Source organism: Flavobacterium sp. 102, assembly GCF_003634615.1.
GTDB lineage: Bacteria > Bacteroidota > Bacteroidia > Flavobacteriales > Flavobacteriaceae > Flavobacterium.
The window spans coordinates 1-22,585 of sequence record NZ_RBKX01000001.1 but is presented as its reverse complement, the minus strand read 5'-3'; the positions used below and the strand labels follow the sequence as shown (position 1 = coordinate 22,585).

At 35.6% G+C, this 22,585-nt stretch carries 22 protein-coding genes, 1 tRNA gene and 2 pseudogenes; 18 read left to right on the top strand and 7 right to left on the bottom strand.

Going from position 1 to position 22,585, the window contains the following annotated elements; translation table 11 throughout:
* Window positions 1-11 precede the first annotated feature (11 nt).
* From C8C84_RS00120 to C8C84_RS00100, 5 genes are read left to right on the top strand one after another with little or no spacing between them, the layout of a single operon-like run.
* Window positions 12-461 carry a hypothetical protein gene (locus C8C84_RS00120; RefSeq protein ID WP_121311588.1) on the top strand — a complete coding sequence of 150 codons (450 nt, stop codon included), beginning with the start codon at window positions 12-14 and terminating at the stop codon, window positions 459-461.
* Window positions 458-1,048, top strand: coding sequence for a hypothetical protein (locus C8C84_RS00115; protein ID WP_121311587.1), 591 nt, complete (start codon window positions 458-460; stop codon window positions 1,046-1,048). Before C8C84_RS00120 ends, C8C84_RS00115 begins: the two co-directional genes overlap by 4 nt.
* A complete protein-coding gene (locus C8C84_RS00110) occupies window positions 1,048-5,682 on the top strand; it encodes a phage tail tape measure protein (protein WP_121311586.1) in 4,635 nt (1,544 codons plus the stop codon). Before C8C84_RS00115 ends, C8C84_RS00110 begins: the two co-directional genes overlap by 1 nt.
* Window positions 5,682-7,913 carry a hypothetical protein gene (locus tag C8C84_RS00105; RefSeq protein WP_121311585.1) on the top strand — a complete coding sequence of 744 codons (2,232 nt, stop codon included), beginning with the start codon at window positions 5,682-5,684 and terminating at the stop codon, window positions 7,911-7,913. Before C8C84_RS00110 ends, C8C84_RS00105 begins: the two co-directional genes overlap by 1 nt.
* A 5-nt stretch (window positions 7,914-7,918) precedes the next feature.
* Window positions 7,919-10,519 (top strand): hypothetical protein, encoded by a 2,601-nt coding sequence (locus tag C8C84_RS00100; protein ID WP_121311584.1) that lies wholly within the window; start codon window positions 7,919-7,921, stop codon window positions 10,517-10,519.
* Between the two features lie 80 nt (window positions 10,520-10,599).
* Here C8C84_RS00100 and C8C84_RS00095 read toward each other — a convergent pair whose 3' ends face one another.
* Together C8C84_RS00095 and C8C84_RS00090 are read right to left on the bottom strand one after the other, a co-directional pair.
* On the bottom strand, window positions 10,600-10,986 hold the full coding sequence (locus C8C84_RS00095; RefSeq protein ID WP_147406787.1) for a hypothetical protein: 387 nt from the start codon (window positions 10,984-10,986) through the stop codon (window positions 10,600-10,602).
* Between the two features lie 162 nt (window positions 10,987-11,148).
* Window positions 11,149-11,337: a hypothetical protein gene (locus C8C84_RS00090; RefSeq protein ID WP_147406786.1), complete on the bottom strand. Its 189-nt coding sequence runs from the start codon at window positions 11,335-11,337 to the stop codon at window positions 11,149-11,151.
* Between the two features lie 124 nt (window positions 11,338-11,461).
* Here C8C84_RS00090 and C8C84_RS00085 point away from each other — a divergent pair, with 124 nt between their 5' ends.
* From C8C84_RS00085 to C8C84_RS00040, 10 genes are all read left to right on the top strand, one after another.
* A complete protein-coding gene (locus tag C8C84_RS00085; protein ID WP_121311581.1) occupies window positions 11,462-13,489 on the top strand; it encodes a hypothetical protein in 2,028 nt (675 codons plus the stop codon).
* Window positions 13,486-13,929, top strand: coding sequence for a hypothetical protein (locus C8C84_RS00080; protein WP_121311580.1), 444 nt, complete (start codon window positions 13,486-13,488; stop codon window positions 13,927-13,929). The genes C8C84_RS00085 and C8C84_RS00080 overlap by 4 nt, the downstream gene beginning before the upstream one ends.
* Complete coding sequence (locus C8C84_RS00075; RefSeq protein ID WP_121311579.1) at window positions 13,929-14,456, top strand: CAP domain-containing protein; 528 nt, start codon at window positions 13,929-13,931, stop codon at window positions 14,454-14,456. Before C8C84_RS00080 ends, C8C84_RS00075 begins: the two co-directional genes overlap by 1 nt.
* On the top strand, window positions 14,453-15,031 hold the full coding sequence (locus tag C8C84_RS00070; protein ID WP_121311578.1) for a hypothetical protein: 579 nt from the start codon (window positions 14,453-14,455) through the stop codon (window positions 15,029-15,031). Before C8C84_RS00075 ends, C8C84_RS00070 begins: the two co-directional genes overlap by 4 nt.
* A gap of 12 nt (window positions 15,032-15,043) precedes the next feature.
* On the top strand, window positions 15,044-15,463 hold the full coding sequence (locus tag C8C84_RS00065) for a glycosyl hydrolase 108 family protein (RefSeq protein ID WP_121311577.1): 420 nt from the start codon (window positions 15,044-15,046) through the stop codon (window positions 15,461-15,463).
* Window positions 15,463-15,789, top strand: coding sequence for a putative peptidoglycan-binding domain-containing protein (locus C8C84_RS00060; RefSeq protein WP_121311576.1), 327 nt, complete (start codon window positions 15,463-15,465; stop codon window positions 15,787-15,789). The genes C8C84_RS00065 and C8C84_RS00060 overlap by 1 nt, the downstream gene beginning before the upstream one ends.
* Before the next feature lie 42 nt (window positions 15,790-15,831).
* A complete protein-coding gene (locus C8C84_RS00055; RefSeq protein ID WP_121311575.1) occupies window positions 15,832-16,245 on the top strand; it encodes a YopX family protein in 414 nt (137 codons plus the stop codon).
* Window position 16,246: 1 nt separating this feature from the next.
* Window positions 16,247-16,843, top strand: a complete 597-nt coding sequence (locus tag C8C84_RS00050) for a hypothetical protein (protein WP_121311574.1) — start codon at window positions 16,247-16,249, stop codon at window positions 16,841-16,843.
* A gap of 159 nt (window positions 16,844-17,002) precedes the next feature.
* Window positions 17,003-17,188: a type II toxin-antitoxin system HicA family toxin gene (locus C8C84_RS00045; RefSeq protein WP_121311573.1), complete on the top strand. Its 186-nt coding sequence runs from the start codon at window positions 17,003-17,005 to the stop codon at window positions 17,186-17,188.
* A gap of 138 nt (window positions 17,189-17,326) precedes the next feature.
* On the top strand, window positions 17,327-17,539 hold the full coding sequence (locus tag C8C84_RS00040) for a hypothetical protein (RefSeq protein ID WP_121311572.1): 213 nt from the start codon (window positions 17,327-17,329) through the stop codon (window positions 17,537-17,539).
* Window positions 17,540-18,343: 804 nt separating this feature from the next.
* Here the strand turns inward: C8C84_RS00040 and C8C84_RS00035 are convergent.
* Both C8C84_RS00035 and C8C84_RS00030 read right to left on the bottom strand, forming a co-directional pair.
* Window positions 18,344-18,646 (bottom strand): hypothetical protein, encoded by a 303-nt coding sequence (locus C8C84_RS00035; RefSeq protein ID WP_233549684.1) that lies wholly within the window; start codon window positions 18,644-18,646, stop codon window positions 18,344-18,346.
* A gap of 508 nt (window positions 18,647-19,154) precedes the next feature.
* Window positions 19,155-19,227: transfer RNA gene (locus C8C84_RS00030), tRNA-Met, on the bottom strand.
* A 143-nt stretch (window positions 19,228-19,370) separates the two neighbouring features.
* Here C8C84_RS00030 and C8C84_RS00025 point away from each other — a divergent pair.
* From C8C84_RS00025 to C8C84_RS17285, 3 genes and pseudogenes are all read left to right on the top strand, one after another.
* Window positions 19,371-19,761 (top strand): annotated as a pseudogene (locus C8C84_RS00025) (START-like domain-containing protein).
* A gap of 50 nt (window positions 19,762-19,811) precedes the next feature.
* A complete protein-coding gene (locus C8C84_RS00020; protein WP_370453631.1) occupies window positions 19,812-20,333 on the top strand; it encodes an aminotransferase class IV in 522 nt (173 codons plus the stop codon).
* Window positions 20,334-20,404: 71 nt separating this feature from the next.
* Window positions 20,405-20,569, top strand: a complete 165-nt coding sequence (locus tag C8C84_RS17285; protein WP_370453652.1) for a hypothetical protein — start codon at window positions 20,405-20,407, stop codon at window positions 20,567-20,569.
* On the opposite strand, the pseudogene C8C84_RS00015 reads toward C8C84_RS17285, so the two are convergent.
* The 3 genes and pseudogenes from C8C84_RS00015 to fmt all read right to left on the bottom strand — a co-directional run.
* Window positions 20,566-21,126, bottom strand: a pseudogene (locus tag C8C84_RS00015) (YqgE/AlgH family protein). The gene C8C84_RS17285 and the pseudogene C8C84_RS00015 sit on opposite strands and share 4 nt — an antisense overlap.
* Before the next feature lie 122 nt (window positions 21,127-21,248).
* Complete coding sequence (locus C8C84_RS00010; RefSeq protein ID WP_121314922.1) at window positions 21,249-21,521, bottom strand: HU family DNA-binding protein; 273 nt, start codon at window positions 21,519-21,521, stop codon at window positions 21,249-21,251.
* Window positions 21,522-21,696: 175 nt separating this feature from the next.
* Window positions 21,697-22,585: methionyl-tRNA formyltransferase (gene fmt, locus C8C84_RS00005; RefSeq protein WP_233549682.1), on the bottom strand; the 889-nt coding region annotated here is incomplete at its 5' end.

Here is a 22,585-nt window from a genome sequence, read left to right as displayed (position 1 = left end):
TAAAAATTACCATGTCAAACTTCGATTTTCAACTTACAAGAGCCAAAGAAATAGATGCTGATATAGTGTCTAGGCAGTTGTTTGATTACATAAAGTCATTAAGTAAAGAGCTAATTGAACTCAATAAAAAGCAATTGAATGAGGATAGTCAGGACATTCATGGTAAAGCAATTGGTTTCTATTCTAAAGCCACCGAGTTAATCACCGGCGGAGCCAAAGGAGCCGGAGAACCATTCAATGCAAAAGACACCGGAAAATTTTTGGATGGATTTTATATGACTGTTTACAATGATGTTTTCTTCTTCGGTTCATCCGACCCAAAGACCGACGACATTTTAAATTCTGACAATTGGCTTTCTGCTGATTTATTTGGGCTTACAGAGGAAAACCTAAACATGGTTATCGAAACAAAATTCAAGCCGTTCATCATCAATTATTACAAAAAGCAACTGTTATTATGATTTACAAGAACCTAAGAACCTTGCCAAAAGTTACCCAATTAGACATCATGGAAAGTGGTGATTTAAACCTATTGTGTTCTGCCGGTGAAGAAGTTCCAATGGAAGAATTGATAGCTATTTGGGTATCAATCCAAGAGGAATTCAACAACCGTTACAACAAACAGAAATCATCAAAGGTTTTCAATCTATACAGAGAAATCGAATACCTCGAAAAGAAGTACACCATTATCAAGTGTGCTGTTGATGCTCTTGAATTTGATGTGCATGAGGAACTGATTGAATTGCTTCAAGGCTATGGCTATAAACTTAGAAAGGAATTCTATATCGAGGACTTGAAACGCATCGAAAGAGAATCAGAGGCTATTGTAATCAAAATAAACCGATTTGTTGATCAGTTACCAAAACCAAAACAAGAAAGTGAGCAATCCGATTTTTCAATTATTGAAACCATGGGCACTTACTCAACCATATTAGGCTACGACTTTGATTTTTATAGCATTTCAGTAGAGAAATTCCACGCACTTGAAATTCAAATCAAAAACAAAGTCGCTGCAATACATAAAAACAACACTAAAAACAGCAAATAATGTCAACTGGAACAATCACACGCAAAGATATAATCTCAGACGATGCCCTTTCTTGGGGTAAAGATTATGTCGCTAATCTTGAAGGAGCAGTAGTTAAAAACAAAGAATTTGTTGCTTCTATTTTAGCATTAAATGAAGCTAATAATATTGTTAAAAGCGCAACAAATCAAAAGCAGTTGCAAGAGGCTACAAAATTAGCTAATACGGAGTCTCAAAAAGCATTAAACATTATTAAGGAACAGACAGCTCTTGAAACTTCTTTGGAAAAAATCAGAAGAGAAAAACTGCAAACAAATAAAGTCGAGATAGATTTAGAGATAAAAAAAGCAAGAGCAGCATCTCAGTTGAATAAGCTTATAGCAGAAGAAGAAGTTTTAAATCAGAAAAAAATTAAAACTGAAAAGGAGAAAATACAACTTGAAAAAGAGGCTAATGACTTATTTATAAAAAAAGAACAATTAAAAAAAGCCGGATTAGTAAATAGCAAATTAGAAATAGATGTATTAGAAAAAGAGGAGAAATTAAAAAGGCAAAAAATTAATACTCTAAACGAAGAAGAAAAATCACTGTCAAAGCAACAGGCAATAGCTAAAAATAACACCTCTACTTGGAAGGAGCAAAACCAACTTGAACTCCAGCTTATTTCCACCAAAAGAAAGAATCAGTTAGCCACTGAATCAACCAATCAGGCACTTATCAAAGAGCGTACACTTTTAGCCGAAACCAACCTTGAAATTAAGCGTCAAGCTATTGCCAACGGACTTCTTGAAAGTGCTTATAAAAAGTTATCAGCTCAGGTTACCTTGTCGGGAAATAGAATAAAAGACATCATCGCCACCGGAAAGTTGGCGTCAGAATCTCAAGAACAGTATAATAAAAGACTGGCTGTTGCTCAAAGAGAATTTGACAAATTAAACGCCCGAGTAAGAGCAGCGGATGCAGCTGTTGGACAATTCAACCGTAATGTTGGTAATTATCCCCAAGCCGCTTTCGATGGCATTAAAAAGCTAATTGAAGCTTTCGGGGTTGTTACCGGAATACAGTTGTTTGTGTCGGTGATGAAAGATGCTTTTAAAACCGTTCGAGAATTTGAAAAGGAGATTGTAAACTTGGCAGCCATTGCTGGAAAATCTCGTGATGAAATTGCTCCGCTTGAAGCCAAAATCCGAGAGGTTGCCAAATCGAGTATCAACGGCGCGACTGATGTTGCAAAGTTGGCCACCGAGTTAATCAAGCTTGGCTCAACAACCGAAGAAGCTGAGAAGCTATTGGAGCCGGTTAACAATTTATCTGTTGCCTTACAAGCTACTGCCGAGGATAGCGCGACACTCGTTAAATCAATATTAAACGCATACGGTGAAGGAGCAGAAGAAGCGGGAAGAGTTACTGATATCTTGGCCGAAAGTGCTAATCGTTCAGCGTTAGACTTCCAAGGATTGAGAGATTCATTCTCATATTTAGCACCGGCAGCCAGAGCGCTTGGAATACCTATTGAGAAAACGGCAGCGATCATTGGTACATTGGCCGATAATGGTATTAAGGCAGAAAGTGCCGGTCGTTTAACTTCTACGGCATTTGCTCGTTTGGCTAATCAAGGATTGACATTAGAAGATGCTTTGACTAAAATCAATAAAGCACAACAAGATGGAAGCGACCAATTGGAAGTATTGGCGTTGGCGTCCAATTTGTTTGGAGCAGAAGCAGGTAAAATTGGACTTATTTTAGCCAACAATACCGAGAAGATAAACGAAAGTACATTGGCTTATGAGAATTCAGAAGGCGCGTTAAAATCACTAACCGATAAACAATTGAAGTCTTTGGATTCCGAACTTAAAATCCTTTCTTCTGCTTGGGAAGATTATGTTCTTGATACTAATGAAGCAAGTGGAGCGAGTTCGGCATTATCGGGTGGTATTAGATTTTTGTCGGGGAATTTATCTACCATACTTGATATACTTGGCTATGCAGCAATAGCATGGGCAACATATAGAGCCTCTTTATTATTAGCAAATGTTCAACAAAGGTTATTAGCGTTAACAACCGCTCAAACTACCGTTTCTCAAACCGCAAATACAGCGGCTACAGTTGCCGGTACAACTGCTCAAGGCGCAAATGTTACCATTACAAATCTTGCAAAAGTAGCTTGGGAAAGATTCAATTTAGCATTAAAAACTAATGCGTTGCTTTTAATTATTTCAGCACTGATAGCAGCTGTTTATGCTTTGAAGCAATTCAATGAATCCATATCAGATACAATTTCGAGAACAAAAGAATCGTCTGAAAGTTTTTTAAAAAACAGAGAAGAGTTGACAAAATCAGCATCTTCTACAAAAGTTCTTTCTGATAGATATGCAGAGCTTCAAGACAAAGCTAAAAAGCTTGGGGGTGAAACAAAATTGACTACAGCGGAACAAAAGGAAATGCAGAGAATTACTGCTGAATTAGCTAAAGTAGTTCCCGGAGCTGTTTCTGCCGTAAATAAATATGGTGAGGCTATTAAGTTAAATCAAAAGCTTTTAGAGGAATACAATAAGGAAAACGCTAAAATTCTTGAGATAGACAGAAAAAGAGCTATTTCCGAGGAAAAAGCTCTTCAACAAAAATTACAGAAAAATATAGCTGATAAACAGGAAATAGTTAATATAAACAGTAAGTATAAGGTAACAGGCGAATATGTTGTTACTAAAGAGAGAGAATTGTCTGTTTTAAAAACAGAATTGATACTTTCGAAAGGAAGACTGAAAGACCTTCAAGGTCTAAGTGAATCTGAAAAAGAAGCCGCTAAAGCATCAGATGAAAAAACAAACAAGCAAGTTGCCAACTCAGCAAGAACTATTCAAGTAATTGATGATGAAATCAAAGCACAAGAGGAATTGATTAAAGGCTTATCAGATAAAACAGGTAAAGAAGGTCGAGCGATAGCCACTAAAATTAAAAACCTTCAAGCTGAACGCGAGCAAATCTATTCTACTGCCAAAGCGGAAAAAGATAAGCAAGATAACGGTCTGAAGAATGCTAAAAAGGTAAATGATGCAATCTATCAGTTGAATCAATTCCGATACCAAAACGAAATCAATAACAATCAAAAGATTATTGATTCTGAGAAGTCAACCAATGAAGAACGCATCAATGCACTTCTTGAAATCCAACAACTTCAAGAGTCTAAAAATGGCGAAACATTACAATATGATTTGCTTCGAAATGCTCTTGAGAAAGATGGTTTGGAAGATTTGTCAAAACAAAAATTAGCGCTTTACAAGAAAGATGCCGAGGCTAGAATTGCTTCAATATTAGCCGGCAAAGTTGCTACTGAAAACTTGACCAATGCCGAGAAGTTAATTCTCGAAAAATACTATGCCGAGAAAAAAGCATTAGAAGAGAAAGGCGCCGTTGATAAGCAAGTTATTATTGATAGTGAAGTTGGCAGGGTACAAAAAGCCATCGATGCTCAGTTGTTGGCAGAAGATACTAAAATCCAAAAGACACTCGATGCAGAGAATACTTTGTATCGTGCTGCCTTGGAAGCTGCTGAAGGTAATAACAAACTAATTCAGCAAGCCGAAGAAGAGCACCAAAGAAGATTACTTGAGATTAAAAAGGACTTCGCTAAACAAGGACTTCAACTTCAAATCAATGAACTTCAAGGATTGCTTGATGCTGATAAATTAAAAGAGACCAGCGCTCAGATATCTGCTGATGAAAGAAAGGATCTTGAGAATAAACTTCAAAAGGCACAAACTGAATTGAATGCATTGGGTACCGAAGATTACAAGGCAAACCTTGACGAAAGAGCAATTGCTCAAGAGAATTTCAATGCTCAAATTAAGGATATCGGAATGCAATTAAGGGATGCTCTTCTTGATTTTGCCAATGCGATTTTTGATTCTAAGATAGCCAATATCGATGCTGAAATTCAAGCAAACGATGATTATTATAATCGTGAAATTGAAGCAGCCGGAAACAATGAAGCTTTAAAAACCCTTCTTGAAAATGAAAGAGAGAGAAAACGCGTTGCATTGGAGAAAAAGAAACGTAAAGCAGAATATGATGCTGCTGTTTTTCAAAAAGCTACACAAGCCACTCAAATCATTGGCGCGACATCATTAGCTGTTATATCTGCATTGGCTCAAGTTCCTAAGTTTGACTTTGGTATTTCTGCTTCTGCTATCGCTGCCATTTACGCAGGTATCGGAGCGGTTCAGTTGGCTACTTTATTAGCTACGCCACTTCCAAAATACAAAACAGGTCGTAAAGATGGTCCGGAAGAGTTGGCGTGGGTTGGTGATGGTTACAAACATGAGGTTTTATCCAATCCTGATGGTTCCAATCCAATCATTACACCTAACAATCCAACACTTGTAAAGTTGGCCAAAGGTCAAAAGGTTCACTCTTCGGTTGGTGCTTATGAGGATTATGTCAATGCTTCCATCATGGATCATCTTCAAAAGGAAAATTCCAAAGCTAAAGAATATGTTTTTATGAATAACAACCAAGGATATTCTGCTGAACTATTGGAAGAACTTAAACGCAACACCGAAGCCGTTAGAAAAAACAAAGGCAATATCATTTTGAATAACAAAATTGATTTTGGTCATCAATTATGGAAAATGTCTAACACAAATTGGAGTAAATAATGAGCGATATAAATCAAACATATAACGACCGAGTTAAGTTTATCCTTAGTTGCAATTCAGATGGGTTTGAAGATACTGAAATCACTGCGCCAATTGGTTGGAATAACGATGATAAGGAGTATGCAAGAAATGAAGAATACCATGGAATTTTTCCAAAGTTTTCTAACACGTTAAAGTTTATTGAAGATGGAGCAGATTATATAAATTTTGCTCGTGAAATGCTTGGGATAAATGCACCTTTAAAGCTAACCAAATATGAAAAGCATCCACAAACTGATGTTTGGGTTAGAACCTATTGGGGTTACCTTGACATGTCAACTTGGAACTTTGAAAAGAAACAGGTTTCAATAAAATTCAACTCCGGTGGATTGGAGCAGCTTATAAAAGCGCGTGAAAGCGAATCAGTTGAGATTGATAGGTTAGATACAATAGACGGAACTCCAATTGAGGAACTTCCAATTAATGAAATGTACAACGATGGCCGAAGAATCTTTTTAAAATCAAAGTGGCAAGTTAAGGCTAATGTTGGCGAACTAGTCGACCTTTCTGTTTTCTCTGATGATGGTAATACCAGGGGAGTTACCGAGGGAGTTCCAATGAACTTGCTTAACCAATCCCATGAGCAAGCAAAGGCGGTTTTCTTTAACTCGCAAGGGAATGAGAATCATGGTTCAACAGGAATGATGATGTTGGCCAATTTTGATAGAGATAGAGAAGTTAGGATTTACAGTGATTCATTTAAATTTAGACCAAACATCACAAGAGCTCAGTATGATTGGGCGTACTTCAAAGTTTGTTTAACTGTTTACGAGAACGGAATCAACTACGATTTAAAAGAGAGAAGAGTTTTATTTCATGCAGGAGAAACTTCAACATCTTTACCCAACTTCATGAGTATGAACGGCAATTTATATGATATTGGTTTTGATGAATCATTTGAGGTTGTTGAGGGTGATAGTATTGCACTTGAATTCTTTCTAAAATCAGACTTATCCGGAGGCGGTGGCAAAAGGGTAACTGTAAGATTAGACAATTTAGATGGTTATGTTTTTTGTGATGAAGACAGTTTTTTCGAGCCGTCAAACTCAAAGTTTGTGTTTGTTTATGATATGATTGACCGGTTATCAACGATTTGCACATCATTAAGAGGTGTTTTTTATTCAAAATATTATGGTCGTACCGATTTAGGATATGCACAAAATGGACCGGGTGCATTTGTTGGAGTAACTCATGGTTTTTGGATTCGTGGATTTGACAAGCTACCATTGTCAACAGATAACTTTCAAAACCTTTTCAAGCCATTGACAACTTCTTTGAAAGATGCGGTTTCTTCTTGTATTGCAGTTCATAATGTCGGAATGGGTATCGAAGAAATAAACAACAAGGAAAGAATTAGAATTGAGCCTTTAAGCTATTTCTACAATCCAAACGTAACTATTCGATTAGGTCAGGTTCAAAATGTAAAACGATCTGAAGCAGTTGAACATTATTTTTCATCAGCTGAATTTGGTTATCAAAGTGGTGGTGATTATTCCGAAGCGCAAGGACTAGATGAGCCAAACGGAAAATCAACTTTTACAACAGTAATAACTCGTTTGAAAAAAACCTTTTCAAGACTTTCTATTTATAGAGCCGACAGTTACGGTAAAGAATTTGCTAGAAGAAAACCACAATCGAGATACGATTCTTTGGACACGCAATACGATGAGGAAAAATGGTTTTTGGACCTTAAAAAGGGATTGACAGATATTTATTTGGAGCGAAAATGGCAAGATGATTTCGAGCAAATTCCAACAGGTATTTATTCTCCGGAAACCGCAAACAGTTTAAGGCTTTCTCCTTTTAATATGTTGCTTAGACATGGTTGGGTTTTAGCTTCAGGACTTACGAAATATCCTTTGGATTATGTTCGTTATGGTTCATCAACAGCCAACAGCCAACTTAAAACCAAATTAATTGGCGGTAATGAATATGCCGAAAACGGCAACATCATTAATCCGGAATTAGGAACGCCTAGATTTGTTAATGAGTGGATTGATTTCGAATATGAATGTGGTTTCGGAGTTATGCAGCAAGTTCAAGGAACCACTATAATACAAGGAAATGAAATCCCTAATTTTTATGGAACTGTTGAATTTAGAAATGAATTAGGCGAAATAGAAAAGGGATTCTTGTTTTCATTGAAGCCAAATGGCAAAGGAAATTGGCGAGTATTAAAATCTAAAAGATAAAAAAAATGGCAAATTCAAAATTTACAATTAATTTTTTGGCAATTCCAACTGCCAATGACGAAATAATAATCGCAGAAGAAACGCTAGGATTGGAATTAAAAGAAATATTTAAAGCCAATCGATTGGCTCTTTATCAAACTAAAATACCACCTAGTTTTTACGATTCCGAAAATGATATTACGGTTTACGCCGGAAGAGTTTCAACAAATTACGCTTCGGCTTTTGGCTTAGACTACAATTCAACCGGATTATTTACCGTAACTTTTGAAAACGGCGAACCAAATACCGGTCTTGGAAGCGTAACGGTTGAAGCTAATTATCCCGGAGCGGTTTTTACTGACTTCAATACTTTGCCTGAGATAATGGAAGTAACTATTGTTAATGAAGAAGCCACAACCCCTATCGAGATAGATACCGTTTCTTTTTTAGAAGCAGATACTTTGCCGTGCCAAAATGTGAATGTTGAGGTTGAAACTTCTGTTTTGGCAACTGTTATTTCCTCAAGCATACCTATAACACAACCAACACAAGCATCATCGAATATGCTTTTGTACAGTGAAGATTTGAGTAATTCGGCTTGGTCAAAAACTAAATCTTCGATAACCGGAAACAAAGTAGTGGTTGATAATACTTATGGTTTTCATGGGGTTTTGCAAACTATCGACAAAGGAAGTAGTTCAGGTGAATTTACACTTTCTTTTTATGTAAAAAACTCTGAATTTTCAATAATATCAATTGCTATAGTTAGCGATTCAAACCCATCAGTATATGTAATTATTTATTTTGACACCATTGCTAAAACATTTTCTTCTCCAATTATAAACGGTGGTTTTTCTACATCAAGTTATGGTTTTTCAGATGAAGAAGATGGATTTATGAGAGTAAATTTAAAAGCAAATCTTACAACCGTAACAAGTGTAATTGCAAGAGTTGATGTAAAAGATAATTCAGGAAATAATCAATATACAGGTGACGGCATAAGCGGATTTTTTTTAGACAAACTTCAATTTCAAGAAGGTGATTTAACTCCATATTTGCAAACAACAGATACAGCATTGGAAGTTTCTGATTCTGATGGAACGGTGATTGAAGACAACACAGACAACCCTTTTGAGCTAACACTTTTAAGAGGTCAAACATTTACCCTTACAGTTGAAAATGAAGATGGAAATCAAGCATCACAAATAATTACTGTACCTAGTGCTTTGGATGTCGCTAACTTTTCTATAAACATCAACAATTCTCCCAACGGCGCAACGGTAACGGTTTCAAATGTCAATAGTGATGGCTTAGATTTGGAGTATTCTTTAAACGGAACAGATTGGCAGGAATCAAATGTATTTTCCGGATTAGAAGCCGATAGTTATACTTTACATGTCAGAGACCAATACGGTTGCTCTAAAACTATTGATTTTGCCGTAACAGACAGCAATATTTATGTTCCTTACTTTTACATTAGCAAATCGAACAGTATTCGTTACGCTCAAAGAATCACTTGGGGTGATGCTGCCAATTACAAGACAGATGAAAATACTTTGAGTTGTGAAGTTGAGGTTGGTATCCCATACCACGAAGTGCAATTGTTTCAAACTGCCGATGTAATTACAACACAATTCAAATCTAATTACGCAAGCAACATTGCTAAAGTTGTCAGAGCTGATGCTTCAGAAGTCAATGTGCCGGTAGTTCAAAAAACAAATTACATTGGGCAAAAAGACAAAAGGGATGCAAGAAAATACAATCTTGGTGATGGAAAGGTTGGGATTTACTTTTTAGCCGGTAATAGATATGATTACGACACCAATGCAGTAACCGGAACTCATGCGCTTAATGGTTTACTACCGGAGTGGGGTGTAGTTGGGAATTACATAAATATTGCAAGTGCTTGGTTTTTAATAGAGCAAGTCATATTCGATGAAAGTAAAAACGCTGATGTCCTTGTGATAACAGAAACTTATACCGGAGTTGATTCCGCAATTATATCGGGATGTATTTACAATATTAAAAACTATGAGGTGTTTGAATATTCAATTGATATGGCAGATTATCAGGATGAAAGTATCAGAGTGAAACTTACATGTACAGATGATAATTTCCCGACAATTGAGCATTTATCAGAGCAAATAGATGTAGCGGTTAGGCATCCCTTTACGCTTGATATCAATTATTGGAATCCTGAAAATAACGATGTTTTTTACGGAACCGGAATCCGTCACAGAATCAGACCAATTTACACCAAAGCTGAAGGTGTGCCAGATGAAGATAGTTCAATTCACAAAACCGATACCGATGTTATTTTGTTGAATGCCGATTTATTTGAAGGTAAGAAGTTTATTTTTGAGCCGGTAACAGAAGAGATTTGGCGTAAGCTTATGATGGCTTTATCACACAAAGAAGTTTACATTAACGGCGTTAAATATGCTAAAAACGGTGACTTTGAAACCGAAGGGCCATTGGAAGAAACTAATCTTTATGTTTTGAAAGCCACAATGCTAAAAAGAGGTAACGCTTATAATTCAGATGGCACTGTCTTTGGAACCGGAAGCGGTGGAGCAATTGAAGTACCAGGACTTATTGAAGGTAATGATGGATTTATTTCTTACTAAACCTAATTACGGCGAAATCGCCACAATTAAAAAAACCCACCAATTACGGTGGGTTTCTTTTGTGGTATAGTTGGTAAAAATTAATTTGCTTTATTGTCTAATATTCTTAAAGCAAAGTCATTTGCGCTTAATGAACTTGATTTTATTTGCTCATGCATTTCTTTAACTCTTTCAGACATTTCTTTTGCAGAAATTCCTTTAAATTTTACAAGTCTATCAATAATTATCTCAGGTTTATCATTTCCCCCAACAAAAGTTAGTTCCGATAAATCGCTATTTTTACCTTTAATATAATTTGGAATTGGTTGCGACCTAATTATTAAATCCTGAGTTCTTTTCATGGCATAATAAACCAACTTTGAAGCGAAAGCGATTGCCTTAATGGTTTTCGAGCTTAATTTTCTTGACACTTTCTTACGCTTGGTTTTGTTCTTATGAATTGAATAATAATTTTTTGGACTTGCCATGATTATCACAATTTTCAGTTTTATATTTTTTTCCAGAAACGGAAATGTAATACTGACAATAAGGGCATTGTTCAGGACCATAAACAACCTTTCTCAGCGGATAGTAATTATCGCCTATAAAAATTAAATTATCGACGTCTTTAAATATGTATGGAATTGTTGTCATTTCCCTAAACTTTTAAAGGTTTCCTTATCAACATTCACACTCCTATTATCGTAATGATAATAATGATGATGCACCGACTTATCAATATAAGTGTCTTTCTTTTCGCTCTTTCCAAATATAGCATCGCCAACTGATTTGAATATCAGCCAACATCCGCCAACGCAAACAATGAAAAGGAATAGCATAAAACCCATATATACAAAACTACAAAAAGTGTAATGAATTGTATTACAGAAACTAATAATTTATTCTTATTCTTATTTAGTCTAAATAAAAATAGTAAATTTGTTCAAATCAAAACTTTCTGAAATGACACCAACGCAAATTCAAACTCTTTTAGCGGAAATAAACGAGAAGTTAAATCTAATCACTACCAATGCTAAAACCATTTTACAGTTTGAAGAACAGCTTGAGGCGTTAGGAAACTCTTTCTTAGTGGTTAATGTAGATGGAATAACTAAGAAAATTAAAATACAAACCATACTAGATGGAATTCAGAATTATAGTTTTAACCAAATTCTTGCTATTGGAGAAATCACAGTAGTTGATAACGATGTAACTATTCCTGCAGGTTGTCAATGGCAAATCTCAGCGGTTACTTATTTCACTGCAACAGATACAGTTTTTGATGTTCCTTTCGCAGCATCAGGACTAACAAGAATTGATATTATTGTTGCAACTGCATCAAATACACTTGTGAAATATTCAGGGCTTGAAACTGACGGTATTGCTATCAGACCAAACATTCCTTTGAATACAGTATTAGTAACTCAAATAAACGTAACCGAAGCCGCAATAGGTGCAGTGCCCGAACCAACCTATTTAAGCATTGATGAACGAGCTGCCATTACTTATTCTAATGCTCCGAGTGAAGAAAATCCATTTGCTACGATGGATGATATTGAAACCCCAACCCTACAGCAAGTAACCGAAGCTGGGAATGAAATAGTTTCAGACGACGGCTTACTAAAAATAGTCTTAAACAAGGCTTTAGGCAGAATGGAAATTTATAGTAGGGCTGATGTAGGGGATGCGTTTGTTTTGCAAGCTACTTACGGTTCTTCGACTATTATTGGAAATCTAATTGCAGATGGTTACAGCTTTAAAATAAGCGATAATATCGATGGTACGTATAATTTAGAGTATGCACCGTATGTTGGTTTTAATATCAATGATGGCGCAGGAAACGGGGTTGTATTATTTCAAAATGGAGATATTCAAATCCAAAAAGGGGGTAACACGCTCATAATTACAACCGACACAATTACCGACGATAGAGCGTGGTATTTTATCGATGAGAATGGAGATATAGTTCTTACTACGTCTAAAACATCATCATTCACGGCTGTTAATTCCGCTAAATACACTGCAAACGGCACGCTAACAGTAACCGACCCAACACCAGTAGCAAACAAAGGATATGTAGTTCACGTTATAGGCGGAACAGCTACCATAGGTGGTGTTGATTATACTTCTGGCGCACTCGTTTATCGTTATTACAATGGTAGTGTTTGGGTAAGTAAGGATTACGGGGCTTCAATTACAATTGATTCAAACCCTACAGACGGAAGCGCAAACGCTGTTAGCTCAAATGGTGTATTCGATGCTTTGGCTTTAAAAGCGGACAATTCAATAATCGATAGATTTAAAAAAGGAGTTGAGTTTTTTACAGATTTTGACAATACAGCTTCGAATATTACGGGTTTTGTAAATAATACTTCCGCAGGTGGAACAGCTGTTTTAGCAACTAACGCTATTCCTAACAGAGCAATCAATCAAAATGGTTTTGCTCAATATCAAACTGCCACTTCTTCAACATCTTACTTTTTTCATCAAACGGCATTGACTTATTTTCAAATTGCATTAGGTGGCGGTGTATGGATTTACGAAATTTTTCTTTGTGTTGAAACTCTTTCTGACGCAACTGAAAGATTCAATTTTAGAGCCGGATTTGGCAGTAGCAATTTTTCTAATTCTGAAGTAGATGCCGTGATGTTTTTATATGATAACGGTGGTGTTCAAAATGGGACTTCGGCAATTGGTAATTGGCAAGTCGTGACTTCATCCAATAGTATTAGAACCGTTTCAGATACAGGTGTCGCAATAGTTGCCGGGACATGGGTAAAGTTAAGAATTGAGATTAATGCTGCTGCAACTTCAGTTGTATTCAAAATAGATGGGGTTTCAGTTGCTACTCATACAACCAATATTCCAACTTTTTCAGCAGGTAGATTTTTAAATGTTAAACAAGGAATTGCGAAAACTGCCGGAACCACAAATAGAAATGTTTTTTGTGACTATATCGGTTATCAGAACTATTTAACAACTCCTAGATGATGGCTGTAAAATATAAATATCAGATTGGAAACTCAATTATTGAGACAAGCGATTTAGCAACAATACCTAATGGCGTTCAATATGAAGCTATTGAATATTCAACTGCTTTAAGTGCTGAAGAGATAACGCAAAACTATTTAACGGCGATAAAATCAAAGTATGAGAAATACAAAGCTGATGGTATTGTAGCCTATGAAGATTTCAGAGCCAGAATAGTTTTTAAAGTAAGAACCGGACAGCTGAGTCAAGCACAAGGCGTAACTATTAAACGCTATCTAGGGCCATCCTATGACGAAATCAACACTAATGGTGATTGGGTAACTGCAAAGGCATTTTTAAGTGAAACTATAATAGCGGAAAATGATGCATTTGTTGAAGATTACAAGTCTGAAGCATTACAGATAATGGCTGATTATATAATCCAAAACTTCCCTCAATAATGAAACTAAAATTCATCGACAAGCTTATCATAGTTCTGCTAATCTTAGCGGTAATGCTTTTTTGTGTTAGCTGTGAAAAAGAGCAAGAAACTATTGGTTACCAACCGCAACCAACAACTTTTGTAGGTCAGGATTTAGACTTCTTTAACCTAGTCAATGCAATGCGAGTAAGTCGAGGTTTGCCAACCTTAAAATCTGAATTGATACTTACGCAAAATTGTGAAGTTCATGCTAACTACATGAACGCGATTAACGATATGAATCATGATTATTTCTGGGCGCGTTACGTTCAGTCCTTTGCTAATAATTTTGGCGAAGTAGTATCACAAGGTTTCATTAATGCGCCCGGAATTATATCGGCATACCAAAATAGTCCTGACCATTATTCTATACTTATAAGCCCTGAATTTACTCATATAGGTATTGCCAACGTGAATCGGTTTCAGTGTGTGAATTTGGCAAGTTATGGATCGGGGGATAATAAAAAGCAGTTAATCAAAGTTGAAAATTTAACCCATCAGCCATGAATTTTATAAAAGACCTATACTTCTCATTGATATTCTTAGCCGACAATACTTACAACAAAAAACCATTCTTGATTGAGAAGTTGATTGCATTCGGAAAGCTTATAGTAACTTTTGGTCCAATTGCTTTTGTACTCGATACAATCAATATTTGGTTTTTAAATAATCACGAATTTGTATCGGGATTTATAGTGGCTGTTATTTTTAATGCTGTTTTTGGTCTTGCAAAGCACAATAAATTAAAGACACATAGTTGGGGAGAGTTTATGAAAGAAACAAGTTTAATGTTGACTTGTGTAATCGCAATCTACATCCTGCTAAGCGTCTTAAATAATTTTGCCGGTGACTCTGTTGTGTCTGAAGTTTTTCAAATAATGATACAAGTATCTACATTATTCTATCCAATCTCAAAATGCATTAAATCAATTCATATTTTGTCAAATGGTGAATATCCTTCAGAATTTATAATGAAGAAATTTTACAATTTCAAAAAAGACGGCGATGTTCAGGAATTTTTTAAAACAGGACGAGAATCGAGTGACTTTATAGAACAAAGAGAAGAAGATAACCCAACCTAATAATCAGAAACAATGGCAGATTTTGAAAAAGCATTTAAGCGAACCGGTATCTTCGAAGGTGGCTATACGGATAACCCAGACGACAATGGCAATTGGACCGGAGGTAAAAAAGGAGTAGGCGATTTGGTAGGTACAAACTACGGAATCAGCGCACCTGTTTATATGGCTTACATTAAACGTAAACCAACAGTCCAAGATATCAAAAATATGCCACATGCTGCAGTAAAGGATATTTACAAAAAAACTTATTGGAGTCCAATCCGGGGCAACGAAATTAATGATCAGGAAGTTGCCAATGGAATTTATGATATGGCTGTTAATTCCGGAGTAGGTACCGCGATAAAATTGGCCAAAAGAGCCAAAAGAATTCCGGAAAATAAAATCACATCGAAAATGGACGATGATTTTCTTAACCTTTTAAATCAACAATAATGAAACTTTTACTATTGATATTAGTGTTTTTTAGTTCCTGTACCTCGAAGCAGAGTACAACTGTTGAGCCAAATGTTCCTTTGGCAGCGCATCAATGCCCGGAGCCAATTATCGTTCACGACACGGTGGTTTTCAGAGATACAATCGTAGTTGAAGTAGTTTCTAAAAGTTACGACAGCTTATTGGCTGTAATCAAGAAAAAGAACGATAGCCTTTTCCTTGAGCGTTTCCGGTTGGAGCGTGTGAAGTACTACAACAATATTGTCAAAAAAAATAAAAGTCAATTGAAGTTTTTATCAGGATGGATAAGTAGAGCGGTACAATAATCACGAAAAATTATATACAGTAAAAATCAAAAATTATATAAAATGGATACAATAAAATTTAGAGGTAAACGAATTGACAATGGCCAGTGGGTTGAAGGTCATTATTTTGTTACACCATTGACAGATGAAAATTCAGGAACTCAACCTGATGCCGGATGGTTTTTCCTAACAGGTGATAAAAGACATTGCATTTCGAATAATGGAGTTGTTTTTGTAGTTCATGAAAATACTGTAAGTCAATTTATCAATATAAGTGACAAAAAAGGCAAAGAAGTATTTGAAAAAGATATCATCCAAACACCAAATGGTGATTGGGGAATGATAAAATATGATGGCATTGGTTTTGGAGTTACAGTTTCCGAAACACATACATGCTATTATACAGTGGATTTTATTACTAATTCGGAAGTCGTGGCCAACATTGACGATAACCCGGATTTCTTTAAAACTCATTGATATGGAACTAAACAATAAAAAAAGCACATCATCAATTATTCTTTGGGCTTTAATAGCAATTGCCATCGTAGTTTTCTTTTCAAGTTGCGGTGCTCGTAAAACTTCGACATCTGATACCAAAAGCTTGGAAACCAATAAGCAAACAGAAGCTTCTGTTGATACGACCAAAACAGTTAAGGTAACTTCTTCAGATGAAAATGTGAAACGTGAAACTAAAACCGAAACTACCGGTACCGAAGTTAAGAAAACGGAAACCGTCAAGCCTATTGATCCAACAAAGCCGGCATCTTTTACCGATGAAAAAGGTAATAAAAAGGAGCTCAATAATTCTACTTGGGAAAAAACTGAAACCACGACTACTAAGGCCGAAAAAAAGACAGACAACACTCAGGCTGCCAAGATTACAAAAGGGTCAGAAGCGGAACAAAAGGGCAAGTCAGTAGGAAAAACCAATGAATCTTTAAAGGCCGAAAGTGAAAACAAACGTGATACATTTCGATGGTCCTTTAGTTGGTGGCTGATTATAATTCCAATTATTATAGGTCTTGCAATTTATTTATATAGAAGGTACAAACCAAAAATACCTTTCAGAGAATGACAACAGTTTCTTTCCGATAGTCGAATAGGAAGAATAATGAACCGCCACTTTCGGCGGTTTTTTTGTTCTAAAAAATAATTTAAAAATAATTGTATAATCATTTGGTTATATAGCTAAAAGGTAATATATTTGTAGGGTAATAATAAGTTATTTGAAATCATGAAAGTAAACGAATTACTCAAAGTCCTTAAAAAGGACGGTTGGGAATTGTATCAACATGGCAAAAGGCATGATTTGTACAGACATCCAACCAAAGACGGTCAAATTCCGGTACCAAGACATCAGTCAGCTGAAGTTGCAACAGGAACATTGAACCAAATTCTAAAGCAAGCGGGGCTAAAATAGCCCCAGCTTCTTTGGGTTATGGCTACTCCAAAGAAGCGATTTATATAACTAAAAACAGGCAATATTGCCACATTATGAAAATTTTTAATCAAAGTACAAAAGGGAAAGGTATGGAGAAAAGTAATCTAAAAGTAATTATTGAAAAAAACTGAAAATGGGTTCAGTGCTTATTCAAAAGATTACGCTGGCATTTATACAGCCGCTGACAATTTAAGAGAATTGAAAGAAAGTATAGCAGAGGTCATTCAACATCAAGTTGATTTTTTAATTGAAACTAATGAGCCTAAAAAGGCCAAAGATTTGCAAAATTCTGAGATCGTTTACGTTTTTGATTTTAAACAATTTTTTTAGCCATTATCCAGTATTAAACAAAAGTGAATTTGCAAAGTATGCAGGAATTAGCCCATCGATGTTTAAGCAATATACTGCTTCAAAGCCAGTATATATTTCTGAAGACAGAGTTTTGAAATTCAAAAAGGATTGCATAAATTAGCTGATGATTTGCGAAAAGTACAATTCGCATAATCTTTGCAAATAACTTATTATACATGAACCCCTCCAACGAGGGGTTTTTTTATCCTGCTAATACATTGATTTGTAAACTTTTCAAGGCTTCATTTTTTCTACCTTCACGGCCAACCAAATAAACACGTTCAGTTACATTTGTTGTATGCCCGGCCATAGTTTTTGAATAGTTTGCTGCAGCGTTAGAAGCTTTGTCCCAATTCGTCCAAAAACAAATGCTTTAGTGAATAGAAATCAGCTGTTATTCTTGTGAAATTCTTGTCTCCTTTCTCCAAACTTCTGATGTCTGTTAGATTCCGTTTTTGAAAACCATTCGTCTTTTATTAAGCGCTTCCAGCGTTTTGTGATTTGATATGATTGAGTAAGGGATATCCGATGGACAAGTCCACGTGTAAATAAAAGTATTCAGGACCGTTACTCATAGCCAACAACTCAGTCCAATATGGGATGACGTTTGGCAAAAATAACCTTTATAACTTCTTTAAAGTGGTTGCCCTTTTGGATTGTCAATTTATATTCCTGCTTTCTCAGGTTTACATGCTTTTCTTGAAGTCGGAACATCTCAGTGCTTTCGAGAACCAGAGTGAAAGAATATCATTCCATACCGGAAGAATTCATAATTATTGACTTTTAAATGGTCGAAAATCTGTTGAAGTTCCGAGATTTCAAGAGTTTCCTCGGCAGTTTTTTTGTTGTCTTCTTCTTCTTGATATCGCGAATAGGATTGTGAAATAGCATTCTTTTTTCCACTAAATCGGAAAGCACAATAGATAAATGTGTCAAATACTTATTGTATTCATTTGGAGTTAGGCTGAGGTGGTCCAATAAATCACGAACGTGGCCGCTGTGCATTTCACAAATAGGAAACTCAATCTCTAAAGTGGACAGCTGCGGATTCAATTTTTTTAATGATCCGGCGAATCTCTTTTTCACGGCCTTCCAGAAACTGTTTGAGTCGGATAGTTTGATTCTTAAAGCTTCGATGAAATTCATTTTAGAATTCAATGTTCCGGAAACAGGTTTTACATCCCGGCTCCATGTACTTTTCAGAAATAGGATTGTAGCGCATTTTGGTCTAAAAGCTTCTCCATTTCTGAAATTACAAACTTAACAGCAGCCCTTCTGTCCTCAACCGTATATAATCCCCCGTTAACTTTCCTACGTAATGGAAAGCCTTTTGGATATTCTTTTTTGAATGTTGGGTCATAAAAGTCGCATTTGGACTGACCAGCTTTTTTTTAGTGATGATTTTGAAGTGGTGGTTTCCCAATTTTTAGGCGAACCCCAAATCTCTGTTCGAGAGCCAGTTGTTAGATAGTTTTTTCATGGTAATTACATTGACGTTTACATTGCCGTTTTTTGTAACTACACTAACTCGAAAGGTGGTTTTAAGAAGTCTTCAACCCCCGTTGGGAAAGGGTTGAGGTTCTTTTTTAATTTGTAGCGAGGACGGGAGTTGAACCCGTGACCTCAGGGTTATGAATCCTGCGCTCTAACCGACTGAGCTACTCGCCATTATAATCATTCCCTGAATGCGGGTGCAAATATAAAATTAAAATTTATGGGTGCAAACTAATAATGGTTATTTTTTTTATTTTCGAAAACGTTTTTTTTTGATTTTATATTCTATATATTTCCAAAAAATTTGTTCTAATTCATGGATAATAAAATACGTTACGAACTTGAATTCCCTTTGAATTCTTCACCTCAATATTGTATCAATATATCTCAACTCCTTCAGGATTACAGGAGTGGTTTGCTGATAATGTAAATTCGAGAGGAGAATTTTTTACTTTTATTTGGGATGGTGCGGAGGAAAATGCCAGACTTGCTTCCAAAAAACCGGTGAGAAAGTAAAGTTTAAATGGGTTGATGATAATAAAAAAGATACAGAGTATTATTTTGAACTGAGAATCTTGGAAGATGAAATTACAAAAGATGTCTCTTTAATGGTGGTTGATTACGCCATAGAAGACGAATTGGAGGAGTCAAAACTTTTATGGGAAAACCAGGTTTCCGACTTAAAACACGTCATTGGTTCGATTTAAATAAATTTTATTGCAGTATATTTGTCCCGCTAAAAAACGGGACTTTTTTTATGGTAAATTTTAACGGTGATATCCTAGATTCTGAATTGCAATTAACATTTTCTAATCGCTCATTCCTCTACGGCGATGGCGTTTTTGAAACTTTAAAAGTAGTCGATAATAAAATATTATTTTTTGAAGACCATTATTTCAGATTATTGGCGTCCATGCGAATTATCAGAATGCAAATCCCAATGTCTTTTACTTTAGAATATCTGGAAAGCCAGATTTTAGCTTTGGTAAGCCGACAAAATATCTCAAATTCTGCTCGTGTCAGGTTGACAGTTTTTAGAAATGAAGGCGGTTATTACTCGCCGTTAGACAATTCGGTTTCCTTTGTTATTCAAGCCAGTGAATTGCAGAATAAGTTATATTCAATACAGAATGAATCATTTGAAGTTGATTTATATAAAGACTTTGTTGTTACTAAGCAATTGCTTTCCACCTTAAAAACCAACAATAAAATAATCCAAATCACCGCTAGTATTTTTAGTGGATTCCCAAAAAATTTGGAAACCTTTTTTAATGAATAAAAATTGATTATAAAGCAACACACAATTTTTATTGACATGCCCCGCAAAAAAAAAGTTGAAAAGTTGAGGTAATAGAAAAAGAAATTTCGCCTTTTGATTTACAAAAAGCTGATGAATTATTCATAACAAATGTGATTGTTGGTATCCAACCGATAACAAAGTACCGCAAAAAAGAATTTGAAACTAAATTGTCTAATGCATTGTTAGTTAAACTAAATCAAGCGATATCAGTTTAGTTTAAGATAGGGTTTTCGGGAGCGTTGGACCAAATTAAGTATTCTCCGCCCAATTCGATGATTTTTTCTTTCCAAAAATGAACAGAAGCTTTGCCTAAGATTTTATTTCATAAATATTCTTGGTTAAAATCCACGAACTCGACTGCATTTCAGTTTCTAATTGTTCAGAATCCCAACCGGTGTAACCAAGAAAGAAGCGAATATTTTTCTTTTTTAGTAATCCGTTGTTGATTAAATCTTTGGTCAACTCAAAATCACCACCCCCAAAAAATACCATTGGAAATCTCAATACTATTCGGAATCAAATGAGGAACATTATGGATAAAGTATAAATTGTCTTGTTCCACCGGACCGCCGTTATAAATTTTAAATTTGGCATTAATCTCCGGAAGTAAGTCTTTGATGGTATATTTCAAAGGTTTGTTTAAAATGAATCCAACCGAACCTTCTTCATTGTGGTCGGCTAATAAAATTACAGATCTGTTAAAAGATAAATCACCTATAATAGATGGCTCAGCTATTAACAATTGACCTTTTTGTAATTTTTCCGAAATCATTCTCAGCTAATTTTTATTAAAGTTGGGAAAAAAAAATTAGATAACCAAAAGAATTTGTTAAAAACAAAAAAAACCATCTCGATTGATTGAGATGGTTTTTGTATATCAGAAGAACTAATTTATTAGTTTACTGCTCCGTCTAATTCAGCACCAGCTTTGAATTTAACTACATTTTTAGCAGCGATTTTGATAGTTTTTCCTGTTTGAGGATTTCTTCCGTCTCTTGCAGCTCTTTTAGATACTGACCAAGAACCGAATCCTACTAAAGATACTCTTCCACCTTTTTTCAAAGTACCACCTACATTTCCTAAAAATGATTCTAAAGCTAGTTTTGCAGCAGCTTTTGTGATTCCAGCGTCAGCTGCAATTGCATCGATTAATTCTGATTTGTTCATAATGTTAGTTATTAATTGTTGGTTAAACATTCTGTTAATGATAACAAATTTAATAGGAATTCCTTACCGTGCAAGCGTTTTCGGGTTTTTTTCAAAAATTTGTTGATAACTTCGGTCATTTGTTGATAAACCCAAGCGTTTCGTCGATTATTTTGAGTCAAAACGCCTTGAGACCTTATTCTGCTTGCGCTCTTTCAGAAAATGTAACACCATTTAATAGTTCGTGAGCCTGCATTTTTTTCTTTCCGGGCAATTGTAAACTTAGTATTTGGATATAACCATCTTTTACAGCGACTTTGATTTCTTTTTTGGTAGTGATGATTTGACCAACATTAAAGGAATGTGCTTCAGATATTATTTTGGCATCATAAAGTTTTACATTCCATTCTTCTCCGTTGTCTTTAAAAAAACACCAAGCTGATGGATAAGGCGATAAACCTCGAATTAAATTATGAATTTCATTGACTGATTTGTTCCAATCTACTTTGCAGTTTTCACGATTGAGTTTATAAGCGGTTTTGATTTCAGAATTATCTATTTGAATAGTTGTCTCCACCTTTCCTTTTTCTATTAAAGTCAAAGTCTCGACAACTGCGTTGCTGCCTAATTCCATTAATCGGTCATGTAATTCGCCTGCGTTTTCTTCCGAACTTATTGCTGTTTCTTTGCTCAATATCATCGCGCCGGTATCAATTTTATCATCAATAAAAAAAGTAGTCACACCGGTTTTGGTTTCACCATTAATGATTGCCCAATTGATTGGTGCAGCTCCACGATAGTTTGGCAAAAGCGAAGCATGAAGATTAAAGGTTCCTAGTTTTGGCATGCGCCAAACAACCTCAGGCAACATTCTGAAAGCCACAACCACTTGTAAATTGGCATTTAAACTTTGTAATTCGGCCAAAAAAGTTTCGTCTTTTAAATTCGATGGTTGTAATAATCTTAGGTTGTGTTCCAATGCATATTCTTTCACCGCTGAATATTTCAGCTTTTGGCCTCGACCGGCAGGTTTGTCAGTTGCGGTAATGACACCAACAACTTCGTGATTATTTTTGATAATGGTG

Excerpts from the sequence above, each read along its gene's own strand:
- C8C84_RS00120 (WP_121311588.1), top strand. The coding sequence starts at position 12 with ATGTCAAACTTCGATTTTCAACTTACAAGAGCCAAAGAAATAGATGCT.
- C8C84_RS00115 (WP_121311587.1), top strand. The coding sequence starts at position 458 with ATGATTTACAAGAACCTAAGAACCTTGCCAAAAGTTACCCAATTAGAC.
- C8C84_RS00110 (WP_121311586.1), top strand. The coding sequence starts at position 1,048 with ATGTCAACTGGAACAATCACACGCAAAGATATAATCTCAGACGATGCC.
- C8C84_RS00105 (WP_121311585.1), top strand. The coding sequence starts at position 5,682 with ATGAGCGATATAAATCAAACATATAACGACCGAGTTAAGTTTATCCTT.
- C8C84_RS00100 (WP_121311584.1), top strand. The coding sequence starts at position 7,919 with ATGGCAAATTCAAAATTTACAATTAATTTTTTGGCAATTCCAACTGCC.
- C8C84_RS00095 (WP_147406787.1), bottom strand. The coding sequence starts at position 10,986 with ATGGCAAGTCCAAAAAATTATTATTCAATTCATAAGAACAAAACCAAG.
- C8C84_RS00090 (WP_147406786.1), bottom strand. The coding sequence starts at position 11,337 with ATGCTATTCCTTTTCATTGTTTGCGTTGGCGGATGTTGGCTGATATTC.
- C8C84_RS00085 (WP_121311581.1), top strand. The coding sequence starts at position 11,462 with ATGACACCAACGCAAATTCAAACTCTTTTAGCGGAAATAAACGAGAAG.
- C8C84_RS00080 (WP_121311580.1), top strand. The coding sequence starts at position 13,486 with ATGATGGCTGTAAAATATAAATATCAGATTGGAAACTCAATTATTGAG.
- C8C84_RS00075 (WP_121311579.1), top strand. The coding sequence starts at position 13,929 with ATGAAACTAAAATTCATCGACAAGCTTATCATAGTTCTGCTAATCTTA.
- C8C84_RS00070 (WP_121311578.1), top strand. The coding sequence starts at position 14,453 with ATGAATTTTATAAAAGACCTATACTTCTCATTGATATTCTTAGCCGAC.
- C8C84_RS00065 (WP_121311577.1), top strand. The coding sequence starts at position 15,044 with ATGGCAGATTTTGAAAAAGCATTTAAGCGAACCGGTATCTTCGAAGGT.
- C8C84_RS00060 (WP_121311576.1), top strand. The coding sequence starts at position 15,463 with ATGAAACTTTTACTATTGATATTAGTGTTTTTTAGTTCCTGTACCTCG.
- C8C84_RS00055 (WP_121311575.1), top strand. The coding sequence starts at position 15,832 with ATGGATACAATAAAATTTAGAGGTAAACGAATTGACAATGGCCAGTGG.
- C8C84_RS00050 (WP_121311574.1), top strand. The coding sequence starts at position 16,247 with ATGGAACTAAACAATAAAAAAAGCACATCATCAATTATTCTTTGGGCT.
- C8C84_RS00045 (WP_121311573.1), top strand. The coding sequence starts at position 17,003 with ATGAAAGTAAACGAATTACTCAAAGTCCTTAAAAAGGACGGTTGGGAA.
- C8C84_RS00020 (WP_370453631.1), top strand. The coding sequence starts at position 19,812 with ATGGTAAATTTTAACGGTGATATCCTAGATTCTGAATTGCAATTAACA.
- C8C84_RS00010 (WP_121314922.1), bottom strand. The coding sequence starts at position 21,521 with ATGAACAAATCAGAATTAATCGATGCAATTGCAGCTGACGCTGGAATC.